This window comes from Pseudobutyrivibrio xylanivorans DSM 14809, assembly GCF_900141825.1.
Classification (GTDB): domain Bacteria; phylum Bacillota; class Clostridia; order Lachnospirales; family Lachnospiraceae; genus Pseudobutyrivibrio; species Pseudobutyrivibrio xylanivorans.
In genome coordinates this window covers 374,755-387,647 of sequence record NZ_FQYQ01000001.1, presented here as the reverse complement: position 1 = coordinate 387,647, position 12,893 = coordinate 374,755, and the positions used below count along the sequence as shown (strand labels likewise).

8 protein-coding genes are annotated in these 12,893 nt (G+C 40.1%); all 8 read right to left on the bottom strand.

The window, feature by feature from the left end; all coding sequences use genetic code 11:
* Positions 1–11: 11 nt before the first annotated feature.
* On the bottom strand, positions 12–746 hold the full coding sequence (locus tag BUA88_RS01725; RefSeq protein ID WP_072911650.1) for a hypothetical protein: 735 nt from the start codon (positions 744–746) through the stop codon (positions 12–14).
* A gap of 96 nt (positions 747–842) precedes the next feature.
* Positions 843–2,699 (bottom strand): RsiV family protein, encoded by a 1,857-nt coding sequence (locus BUA88_RS01720; RefSeq protein ID WP_072911645.1) that lies wholly within the window; start codon positions 2,697–2,699, stop codon positions 843–845.
* Between the two features lie 35 nt (positions 2,700–2,734).
* Entirely contained in the window at positions 2,735–3,946 is a 1,212-nt protein-coding gene (locus tag BUA88_RS01715; RefSeq protein ID WP_072911640.1) for a class I SAM-dependent rRNA methyltransferase, read from the bottom strand.
* Between the two features lie 9 nt (positions 3,947–3,955).
* On the bottom strand, positions 3,956–4,609 hold the full coding sequence (locus tag BUA88_RS01710; protein WP_072911783.1) for an HAD family hydrolase: 654 nt from the start codon (positions 4,607–4,609) through the stop codon (positions 3,956–3,958).
* A 126-nt stretch (positions 4,610–4,735) separates the two neighbouring features.
* Entirely contained in the window at positions 4,736–8,650 is a 3,915-nt protein-coding gene (locus BUA88_RS01705; protein WP_072911635.1) for a starch-binding protein, read from the bottom strand.
* Positions 8,651–8,838: 188 nt separating this feature from the next.
* Entirely contained in the window at positions 8,839–10,101 is a 1,263-nt protein-coding gene (locus BUA88_RS01700; protein ID WP_200798834.1) for a sugar ABC transporter permease, read from the bottom strand.
* Positions 10,101–11,420, bottom strand: a complete 1,320-nt coding sequence (locus BUA88_RS01695) for a carbohydrate ABC transporter permease (protein WP_083572341.1) — start codon at positions 11,418–11,420, stop codon at positions 10,101–10,103. The genes BUA88_RS01700 and BUA88_RS01695 overlap by 1 nt, the downstream gene beginning before the upstream one ends.
* 11 nt (positions 11,421–11,431) lie before the next feature.
* A complete protein-coding gene (locus tag BUA88_RS01690) occupies positions 11,432–12,700 on the bottom strand; it encodes an extracellular solute-binding protein (protein ID WP_072911628.1) in 1,269 nt (422 codons plus the stop codon).
* Between the last annotated feature and the right edge of the window lie 193 nt (positions 12,701–12,893).

Below are 12,893 nucleotides of genomic sequence, written 5' to 3'. Positions count from 1 at the left end.
GCCCTGTTTTTTTATTCTTTTTTCAGTTTATTCTTTATGACACAAAGCTTTTCTTTACACTGACTACATCGTAGCCGCTGATTGCTTCCGTACCAAAAACGCTCTGGATGCTTGGCATAATTTACTTCCCATCTGATTAACACTATCAGTGATGTGAAAAACAGGCTCCAAGAGAAAAAATTTTTTATAAACAGCATCGGTGTGAACATCATAAAATGTCCCCAATCGTAGATGCGGCAATTGATACAGCATCTGTTGTGCATGATGACTGTCTGAAATGGACAAAAAAATAATATGCAAAGGTAATCACTTAGATAAAAGAACACCGTCAGCATCAGCATGTCAGCCACATCTATTATTTTAAAAAGGTATAGCGCTGCAAATACTGCGTTAAATATGAGCCATGTCAACATTACTATCCAAGCTTTCACATTCATATTCTGAACGAATTCCAAAAGCTCTAATCTTGAATATCCTGGCACTTCCTCAAACTCTTCTATCTTCCCTTTTTTGTATGCCATGGACAGCTCTTTGTTTGGGAAAATATGTTGAATCATCATCACCATGAATACAAACCACAGTGCATGAAGAGGGCTTATTCCATACTCAGAAATTCCAAAGGTAAACTCATGAGTCATGAATTCAAACAACATTTCTTTTCTGGTCAGATATAATCCAAAAATAAATATAAATACAAACAATCTAAAAAAGAAATTGATTAGGGCTCTCTTCATCATTCTAGTCATAGTCTTCCTCCACTCTCCCTATGTCAGAATCATACTCCACATTTGTTTAGAAAAAGTGAAAGCACATTACAAAACCGTAATGTGCTTTCTATTCTCTTATTCCGCTATTCTAGTTAGATGATTTGTTCCAAGTAACTCCGTGTAAGGAAGGGCCACCTCAATAAATCCTGAGGCGAATGGTCCTAAAATATAAGGAGCGAAATAATAAACTGCGTGATCCTGCTCCCACATTATAGTTGATGATTCAGTGCTTGCTGATTCATAAGCCTCTGAATAAGCTTCATCTGCACTTCCTGCAAAATACTTTTCAGGGTCCTTCTGATAATCTTCCTTAACTTTTTCTGCTACAAGTGTCTTAAATGCTTCTTCTGTTCCACTGTAAAAATCTGTGATTCCAAGCTCTTCTCCAGTAGTCAAATCAAATATTCTCTCTGACCTGTCTGGATTACCGTGTGCTCCACCGCCATACACATAGTCAGATTCACAAACCTCTAGGAATCTGTCATCAATTATTTTTACATCATAAATTGACACATCTACGGTTTCGCAGCTACTGTTTTCGTCACCGTTATGCCACTCACAATCATCTGCATAAGCATCTGTAACAATCTCTCCATTTTCTGGATTACCTGGCGCAAGAAGCTTATTAATCTCATCTGCATGGGCAGAATATTTTGAATCTAATACAAAGTTCTCAACATAGTTTTTGGAAACAGTTGCACTGCATGCCGAGCATATCTCAGCATTAGAATAATAATTGATAGTTCCATATTTAAATGGAGTATATTCCTTTACAGGTAAATCTAACTCCTCAAATGTTTTGCTTGCCTCATCAAATCTTGCCCATTTTTCTTCATTACCAAAGAATTGTAAGACGTAAATTTGGCCACCAATCAACCTAAATCCATCAACTCCAAATCTGGCATTTCCAGTTCCTGGTATGTGGGATGTTGTGTATAGCTTTTCGTTTCTGTCAGTGCGGCAGTCGTGACGATAAACTGAATATTCATTCATACCATACTGTTTTTCATTAGTAGCATAGTAATATACAACGCCATCCTCATAAGTTATGTAGCTATCCCTACTATCTTCTCCGTGAATTTCATGAATAGTGCCATTTTCAATATTGTAGCAATCCAAAATCAGCGTATCGTCCTCGAAATTGTTCATATAAAGATAATTTTGGCTATAGCCACATATATATTTTCGACACTTTTGAAGGTCCTTAAATTCGCTTATTCCATCAGCTGTATATTTTGAATAGCTCCACTTGGTTTCTTCACCTTCTATTGCCTGCTCCACCACAAGATATCCCATCTCATCGTAACTGCGCTGCAAGCAATATCCCATTTTGGCTGGAGAAATCTGCTTACCATTAAGACCTTTCAATATCTCATTTATTTCAGAATCTTCTTCTGTGAATGTAAGAGAATTCTTATCTACATTAAATACATGCTCTTCCTGGCGACTATCATCTTCGTATGTACGAATATCTACATAAACCTTGCCATTGTAATAATCAAGTCCCGACACAGCCCATTCGCCACTAATAGAGTAAAACTTGACCCACTTCTTTGATGCAGCATCAATTGCATAAAAATTTATTTTTGAAGTGTCCTCGGAATAATCGGTAGTGTAATAATAAATTATCCCATCGTACATTCCATCTATAGATACACCATACTCGGAATCTACACCCATTTCTTTAAAGACATCCTCATAATCTTTGTAGGTGTATTTACCGATTTCATTGCAAGCTACATCTACTGTGTAGCCTATTTCTCCGTCGCAATCCAAATAATATTGCTGTTCTGATGTGGTTTCATCTGAGGATATTGTCTCCTCCACACTCTCCTTAACATTACTAATTGTAGTGCCAATATCTTCCTTTTTACATCCACATACTGCTACAGCAAGTGATATGCATAAAAGAATTACTATATGTTTTTTCACTTTATTCTCCTTTTTTGTGTCCGTATTATATGTCTTTATTTTTCATCTACAACCTGGAACACTAAGAATTTTAGATAATAGCTTTCATCTGCAGCCCAAAGGATTGGGTGATCAGGGGCCTGTGTTCTAAACTCCACCTGACGCAGACGCTTGTGAGCAGCCTGTGCAGCCTGACCGATTACCTTTATAAATAAATCCTGAGTCATGAAGTGTGAGCATGAGCAAGTGGCAAGATAACCGCCATCCTTAACAAGCTTCAAGCCCTTCATGTTAATCTCACGATAGCCTTTAATAGCATTCTTTGTAGCCTCACGGGATTTTGTAAATGCAGGTGGGTCGAGGATAACCACATCAAACTTTTCTCCTGCCTCTGCAAGCTTTGGAAGCTCATCTAAAACATTTGCCTGCTTAAACTTTACTGTAGAATCAAGTCCATTAAGCTTCGCATTTGCGGTAGCCTGAGCCACGGCAAAATCAGAAATATCAAGACCTGTAACCTCTGCTGCTCCACCAATACCAGCATTAAGGGCAAATGTACCCATGTGCGTAAAGCAATCGAGAACTCTCTTATCCTTGCAAAGGCGTTGGATAGAAAGACGATTATATTTCTGATCTAAGAAGAATCCAGTCTTCTGACCATTAACAACATCTACCATGTAGTGAACACCGTTCTCTACGATTTCCACATTTGTATCAAACTCATCACCGATAAAACCCTTATAAGGAGCAAGACCTTCCTTAACACGAACCTTTGCATCGCTTCGCTCGTAGACACCGCGAATCTTAAAGCCGTCTGCAGCCATAATCTCCTTAAGCATATCTACAATCTTAAGCTTCAGCTTGTCGATTCCAAGTGCAAGTGATTCCACAACAAGTACATCATCATACTTATCAATAACAAGACCTGGCAGGAAATCTGCCTCGCCAAATATTACACGACAGCAATTCAAATCCACTGGAAGTAATACGGATTTACGATACTCCCATGCATTCTTCACTCTCATATATAAAAAGTCATCATCAATTACCTGATCCTTTTTGCGAGTCATCATACGAACTCTGATCTTTGAATTGGTGTTGATGAATCCACGTCCCATCATGTATCCATCAAAGTCATGTACTACAACAATGTCCCCATTTTCAAAAGAGCCCATTACACTATCAATCTCGTTATCAAAAATCCAGGCTCCGCCGGCTTTGATTGTACGACCTTCTCCCTTTTTCAATGTAACAATTGCTTCTGACATATTTTTCTCCTATTCAAACAATGTTTTTATATCCATAAGACAATCCAGTCTTGCAAACAGCTTTTCCTTAAGCTCCTCATCTGGCTCAGTTAAATCAGGAATCATTATAACATTACAGCCTGCCCCGTAAGCACTCATACATCCATTAGGAGAATCCTCCACAGCATAAGTCTCATCTGGGCTGATACCAAGGCTCTCACATGCATATGCATATATATCTGGAGCTGGCTTACCAACCTTTACCATATCTGCACATACCACTGCATTGAAATACTCAAAAAGACCAATCTTCTTAAGATATCGCTCTGCTCTTTCTTTTACATTAGCAGTTACAAGCGCAATAAATATATCATTATCCCTAAGCCATTGCAAAATCTCTTTTGCGCCAGGCTTAAGAGGAATTCCAGTCTCAGCCACAACGTTTTCCACAAGCTGCCTACGATAATTTCTCACCTTAATGTAATCAAAATCATCACCATACCACTGTCTAAACTGCTCTGTAGCAAATGCACTGCCAAGTGAGCGAAGTATCAGCGGCTTTTCAGGTGTCATCTCATAGCCAAAATGTTCCATAGCCTTTGGCCACTGTTCCTGATAAATCTTTTCCGTATCTGTAAGTGTTCCGTCCAAATCAAACAAAACAGCTTTTATTTCTTTCGGCATTAGTACTGTATCCTTTCCAATTTTCAAATCCATCCCGTAATTATATCACATGTTTTTGATTTTCATCTGAAAAACGAAAAAAGCCTGAGGCAAAACTGCCCCAGGCTAAAATTCAAATCATATTGCTTATCTCCAGAAACCTCTGAAGTAATCGAAAATCTTTTTAATAAAAATGCATACCTGCTGAACCACATAACGAACAACCTTTTCTACCTGTTCCCTAGAAGGCTTCTGTGGAACTGGAGTTGGTGTTGGCTTAACTTCAGGAGTTGGTGTTGGTGTAACAACTGGAGTTGGTTCTGGTGTTGGTTCAACTACAGGTGTTGGCTCTACCTCCGGTGTTGGAGTTGGCTCTACTACAGGTGTAGGTTCTGGAGTAGGCGATGGCTCTGGTACTGGTGTAGGCTCTGGTGTTGGAACTGGAGTTGGTTCCGGTGTTGGTGTTGGTTCTGGTGTTGGTGTAGGCTCTGGATCTGTTGGATTACTTGGTGATGGTGCTACAGGTGTTGGCTCTGGTGTTGGTGTTGGTTCTGGCTCCTCAGCTGGCTCATCCTGCTTAAGCTCCTCATCACTTGGTCTTACAGTTGTAACAAGAGTCTTGTCACCTTCAATCTGCTGATGCTTTCCATTATCATTTACGATTAACTGAAGCTCAGGAGCTACCTCCTCTGCATTTACAGTCATAGGTGCAAACGCATTCTTAACAGCCTCCTTGGCTCTATGAATAAATGAAATAAAGTTACTTACAATATCACCTACTGTGATTTCCCCTGATTCCGCAGCAACCTCTTCCTCAGCTGCCTCTTCACCAGCTTCTTCAACTACCTCAGCATCATCAGTCTCTGTTGCATCTTCAGCCTCTTCAACATCAGCATCATCTTCTGCAACCACTACTTCTTCCTCTGTTTCTTCAGCAACTTCCTCTTCTGCTAAATTTTCTGCTACTACCTCATCAGCAACTACATCCTCAAAATACTGACTATCAATATCTACTGAATGCCATCCATTACCGATGTGAGTCATCTTTGTTCCTGGCCAGTCGCCAAGTGGTGAACCCGCTGATGTTCCATCTGCCTTCTTAAGCCAGCCATACATAAATACATCGCTGTCCCAATCAGCATCAAGCTTGTAGTATACTCTTGTCTTTCCTTCTGCAAGCTCTGGCTCTTCTTCAATTGCCTTAAATGCCTTAGGCTCTTCTGGCTGTTCTGGCTCCTGTGGCTTATCATTCACATCAGGTCTCTCAGAAATAAGGTCAACATTATTAATCTGCTCACCATTACCATTGTTATTAGCAATGAGATGTAATCCGTCATGTGAAAGTGCTGCTTCACTGACACTTACTGAATACCAGTTGCCACCGATATGCTGCATCTTTCTGCCTGGCCATCCGCCAAAGTACTCTGTGTTGGCTCCGTCTGTCCATGCATACATGCTAACTTCATCCCAGTCAGCCTTGTTATAATAGTAAATCTTTACCTCGCCATCCTTAAGAGCTGGCTCTTCCTCAACAGGTCTGTCTGTTGGCTCGTCGATTGGATTAAGCTCTGGATGAAGATTCTTCTCTAACTTAAGATTGTCATTTGCAAGTGCCTCAAGAGCAGCCGCCTTTGAACCATACTTATAATTAGCACCGATGAAGTAAACCTTCTTTAGGCTGTCGCACTTCATATCCTCAGTCTGGCGCTTGTCATCATCGCTTGTTGGCATATTGTTAAAGATGATGTTGAAGTTTGAGCTTGGAGCGCACTCAATAGTCTTCTTCCACCAGCCATCTCCCTCATATTCACACTGAGAACCTGGCCAGCTTCCCATATCCACATCGCCCCATGTATAAACACCTACATTTCCCCAACCAGCTGCATCATAGAAATGAACTGTTGTGGATGTACCGTTGATACCTGTAGCTTCTTCTGCCTCTGCCTTAGATGAATATCTTTCTACTGCAAGATTTCCACCTGGCTGCTCTGCAGCAATTACGATTACATTCTTGCTCATGTCTGACATTGAAATGTCAACTGTCTGAGCGCCGTCGTTGTTGTTAAAGATAATTGAGAAGTCATGGTCGCCAACCATCTTTACGTCAGCTTTCCACCAGTATCCCTCTTCATTAACAATTGGTGCACCTGGCCATCCACCAAAGTGCTGTGTTCCGTCTGTCCATGCATACGCATATACGGATTTCCATTCCTCTGTATTGAGGAAATAAACTGTCTTTGTAACAATGCCAAGAGCATCCTCTGCCTCTGCCTTACTTCCATAAATCTTGTCAGATTTTGCTGTCATAAATCTGCCTGTTCCAGCACCTACGCTGAATTCAGCTGATTTATTAACTCCATCTGTAAATACTACTTTGAATTCTTTCTCTGGAATAGTAACTTTCCACCAGTTATCCTGTGTATAATCACAATCAAAACTATTACCGTTAACAAGAGCGCTAACGCTAGCCCAATTGTCTGTGTTGTGAAAGAAGATCGTGGAATAGTCTCCATCAGCAGGTGTATCAAGAACAACTACTGACTTAGCAGGAACTGTTCCATAGATATTTCCATCTGATACTGTGTAAAGTCCATCTCTTCCTTCTACTGAATCAACATAAGTTCCATCTGAAAGATTAGTCTCAGAATCAAGTGCAAAATCATTTTCGCTGGCATTTACAATTACAACACCCTTTGTACCTCTTTCAATCATTAGGATTGATGAATTATTACCTGGATTTCTGAGATTCTCAGAAAGACCATCCATTGCTGTTCTAAACTTGTTAACAGCTGCTACCTCAGGTGCCTTGTAAATATCGCTACCAGCCTCACCGATGCGGTTAGCACCCCAAGGATTTTCTGCATTGCTACCCTCTGGACGGCTGAAGAAAAGTGGTGTTCCATCCTGTCTTGCAGCAATAATTGCCCAGCCAAGAATAACCTCTCTATCATCAACCTCGTTGTAGCTCTTATCATTAATATAGTTATCGTGAGACTCTACCCATGTTACAAGCTTGTTTGAATCAGCTGTGTATGTGGTTCCCATAGATGTATCATCACTGATTTTGTAGCTCTGAAGTTTCTTTACAGAAACATTGCCTGAAGATGCTGCATTTCTGATTGCTCCGCCGTAATTGCTGGCAACTGTTCCGCCAAGCATGTCCTGGTATGCAGCCACACGTGATGCGTCGCCATCAAGAACCTCGCCATATACGAAAAGATCTGCATAGTCCTTTGAACCATAAGCGTCAATTGCAGCCTTCATATTTGGATAGAAGTTGTTTCTGTCCTCCTGACCTGCATACTCCTCTGGAACCTCGTCATCAGGAAGTGCGATGTGCTTTGCAGTATCAATTCTGAAACCGTCTGCTCCACATTCGATACAATCCTCAAGGAATTCATAGAAATACTTCTGGAATCCTGGGTTCTCTGTATCAACATCTGGAAGACCACCCATTGCATCGTATGTAACAGATACACGTTTGTCATACTGCATTCCACCATCATCGCCATTCTCAACCTTTGAGCCGATGTGATAGAGAGCATCTTCACCACCTGCAGCTGCCTTTAAATCCTCAGAAACCTGATCATATAAAGGTGTAGTGTGGTTAGGAGCGATATCTACGATGATACCGATGCCATACTTGTCAGCCTCATCACACATAGCCTTGAACTCATCACGGCTTCCTAGCTGATAGTTTCCAATCTTCCAGTCTGTTGGCTGATAATGATAGTACCAACGACCTTCGTCTTCTGTCTCTCCGTAAAGAGCCATTCCATCATGGATAGAAAGACAATCGTTGATTGGAGATGTCTGAACTGCTGTGTATCCAGCTGCGGCAATATCCGCCATGTTCTCCTTAATAGTATTAAAATTCCAACAAAATGCGTGTAGAATTGTGCCATCATGAATTGATGACCTTGTGACAGCCGATGCTGCCTGAACTGAATCTGGTCCCTGAACCGCTAAAGCCTCAAGGTTTGCGCCAGGAATCCCTGCTACCATGGCAAGTGACATGGCAACTGCGACGAATTTCTTCGCCATCTTTCCCATTCTTTTCATTAATGTGACCTCCCTAAACATACTAGTTTTTAGATGCTTGCCTAAGGCATCTGCGCAACTACTTGCGCATAAGTATTTTTAGAGATTTCCTTCCCCCATCAGTTAAAATATAAGCCTTCGCAACAAAAAGGTCAATAGGATTATTTTGTCATAAAATGCGCAACTTGAATTTAAGTTGCGCATTATAATTAACCCTTAACAGATCCAGATAATCCTTCTACGTAAAACTTCTGTAACCATATGAATAAGATTACAATAGGTATAGCCACAATCACTGCTCCGGCAGCAAACTGTGTATAATATCTATCGATACGTCTGAAATCTGTCAACCAGTATAATCCTACTGCAACAGTATATGAGCTCTGCTTATCTCCAAACAGCATACTTGGGAAAATATAATCTGACCAAGCTGCAAGGAAATTAACAAGTGCCGTATATACGATAATTGACTTTGAAAGAGGCAATGTAATGTGAGTAAAAATCTGTAAGCGTGATGCCCCGTCAATTATTGCAGCCTCATCAACAGCTCTTGGAATGGTATCAAAGAAGCCTTTGCTGACGTGATATCCCATAGCAGCTCCTGCTGCACTTACAACTATAAGTGCTAAAAGTGACTGATTAAGTCCGATTCCCTTCAGGATGTTGTACACTGCAATCAGCGACATAAATCCTGGGAACAAACCAATAATCATAAGCACATTCATAAATGCTTTTCTACCTGCAAATCTGGTACGACTAAGTGTGAATGATGTAGCAAGAATAATAAGTGTATTCAACACACATCCACAGATAGCTACTATAAATGTGTTTACCCACCATTTACCAAATGGTATTACGCTGTCCTTGGCAAATAGCTTCGTAAAGTTTGAAAGTGTAAGTCCCTTTGGAAAGAAATATCCCACATAATATCCCTGCTCTGCACGAAGGGCTGTAAGTAAAATCCAAAGGATTGGAAACATCCAAATAATTCCCATTATAGTAAGTACAATATAGCCAGTGTTTGTCTCATTTAGCTTCATAACAAAGATTAATGTGAGAAAAGCAAAAATGAATCCACCATAATAACCTAATCCCAGATCCTTGTTTAAGAATCCCCTGGCCAATCCAGCTTTTTCAACTATTGTCTTCGTTGAAAATAATAATACTGTTATGGCCACTGTATTAATTGCCTGAAGACATTGCCATATCTGCACCTTCACCTTTGATTTTGAAATCAGATTCACTACCACAAAGCCAAAGGATAATATCGTAAATACGATAGTTCCATAGACAACTACATTTAATTTACTTCCACCCTCTGTGTGAATTAACATTGATGTCATGTGGAAAAAATTATGCTTGCTGCCTTCTATATTCACATAAGGGAGGAACAAGCAGATAAACTGCAAAATTCCAAACACTACTGCCCTTGTGAAATACTTTATATTTAATCCTATAACCGCCTTTTTCATCAGCTGAATCCCTCCTCATTCTTAAGTGAATTTGACCTTGAAAATGAAATCAGGGTGAAAATCGCTGAAATAACAAAGATAATAATTCCGATTGTTGCCGCCAAATTAAAGTCGTTACTATCCTTAGTCAGCTTGTACAACCAGGTAACTAAAAGGTCTGTCTTTCCTGCACCCTTATAGTAATCAAGTGTGTGTGGTTCACCTGCTGTCAGGAAGTAAATAGTGTTGAAATTATTAAAGTTGCTAATCAGGTTTGAAATCAGATATGGAGTAGTTACGAACCACATATATGGGAAGGTAATCTTCCTAAACATGGTCACAGGTCCTGCTCCATCGATTCTAGCTGCCTCATATAATTCCCCTGGAATATTCATTAAAATGCCGCTTACCATCAGCATTGTTACCGGAACACCAATCCAGAAATTAACAATGATTACTGAGAATCTAGCCCAGGTAGCATTTGATAAAAATGGAAGTGATGCACTTGTAAATCCCCACTGCTGAAGAAGCACATTGAATATTCCCTTTTCACCTAGCATAGTAGCTACTACTCTAAGTGAAATAAAACCTGGTATTGCCATTGTGAAAACGAATATCGTTCTCCAAAACTTTTTAAATCTAATACCCTGCGAATTAATAATCATTGCCAAAATCATCCCACCAAAATAGCAGGTGAATGTAGCTGCAAATCCCCAGATAAGGGTCCAGCCAAGAACAGGCCAGAATGTAGATGCCAGTCTGTCTCCTGTTGAAAGCAATGTTATAAAATTCTTTATTCCTACCCAGTCAAAAAGATTTCCTGGTGGCTGATGATTCTGATCGTAATTTGTAAATGCCATCAAAATCATATACAGAAGTGGCATTACCGTAAATACGATAAGTCCAACCACTGGAACACTGAGTAATAGAAATCTAATGTTATTGTTTGTAAGACTTCTTAAATCTTCTAAAAAATTATTGTTATGCTTGCCAGCCATTGCTCTTTCTCTGGCAGCCTTTCCAGATGAAACTGAAAAGAATCCAATTGATAAAGCAACAATTGAAATGACTATTGTTATTACTCCGTACAGGAGAATAAGCATGGAGTTATCTCCAGCTGTCATTTCGTATATTCCAATTTCCTCATTGAAATTCATACCCTGCAGTTTATCACCGAGAGTTATTAGCTGGGCGAGATTTCTCGCCCCGCTAATAATCATGAAGAGTATGTATGAAATTTCTAATGAAAGAAAAATCAAACCTTTAACTATCTGTCCGTGAATAATATTTAAAAGTCCCCAGACAACATAAGATAGCTTTGTATATAATTCTTTATTCATAATCGCTTCTTCTATTCTGTAAGAGTTCCTGTAATGCTATCAACTAATGAATCAAGCTGAGCCTGAAGATTAGCTGATGTGATATCGCCATAGTATATTCCTTCTCCAAGAGCCTTCATAGGATCCCAGTAATCACCCATCTTTGGAATGCTTGGCTGATTTGTCGCGTAGGATGCCTGCTGGTTAAGTGCCTTAGCTACGAAATCAGATGAGATAGCTTCGCTTGAAGCTAATGACTCAAGTACTGGAATATCGCCCTGATTCTCATATCTTGTAAGACAATTTTCTGGATTTCCCATAAATACTGCAAGCTGCTGTGCTGCAAGTGGATACTGTGTATTTGACTTAACAGTGATTGTCTTGAAATCTACGAAGTTTGAAAGCTGAACCTTGTTGCCTCCGATTGTAGCTGTAGGAAGTGCAACTGCTCCAAGCTTGTCCCCAAGTGCCTCTCTAAACTCTGGTGCTGACCAAGCTCCTGATGTGATAGCACCAAGGTTTCCTGCCTTGAATTCAGAACCTCCTGCTCCATCTAAATCTTCGATGTACTTAGGATTCCTTACAAGATCAACAATATACTGACCAGCTGCAAGACCAGCCTCGTTGTTAAATGTACAATCTGTTGCGTCCTTACCATCAGCTCCGAACAATGTACATCCATTTCCAAGGAAGAACATCTCTGAGTACCATGAATCAGTGATGTGTGTACTGAAGTTGTACTTTCCATCTCCTAAATCCTTAGCCATGATTGTATCAAGGTCTTTAACCTCTTCTTCTGTAAGAAGATCCTTGTTGTAGTACATAAAGAATGTGTTTGGTGAAAATGGAACTGCATAAGTGATGTCATCAACTGTAACTGCATTTAAAGCACTCTCTGGAAGCTCATCCTTGATTGTCTCGTAATCCTTTGTAATTGGAAGAAGGAGTCCCTTTCCTGCAAGATCCGCTACACCGCCTGATGGTGTATAGAAAATATCTGCTGCAGTATCAGCATCTGTATCAAGTGCCTGTGGTGCTTCGTCAATACCTACTACTGCAATCTCATAAGTGATGTTGAATTCATCGTGAATCTCATCAAACTTCTTCACCATCTCATCTGTAATCTCTACCTCTTCCTCAGGTACCCAGATCTTAAGTGTGACATCCTGTGTCTCTCCTGCCTGTGCGCTCTGAGCTGTAGCTTTTCCATCGCTACCTGCACTGTCGGATCCACAGCCTGTCACAGTACCTGCTACCATTGCAGCTGAAAGCATGGTAGCTACTAATCTTTTCATTTTCATTCTTTGTTCCCTCCATACCTTTTCTTTGGTTTTGCGCTTAACCGCAAAATACAATTAAGCTTTCTTCTTCATTCTTTTTATTTGGGTTTGTTTTAGGTTAATCGCTTAACTAAAATATAGTCATCGAACCCCAAATCGTCAAGAGGGATTTTTTATTTTGTGATTAATTGACAAAAAGAGACCAATTTAATTT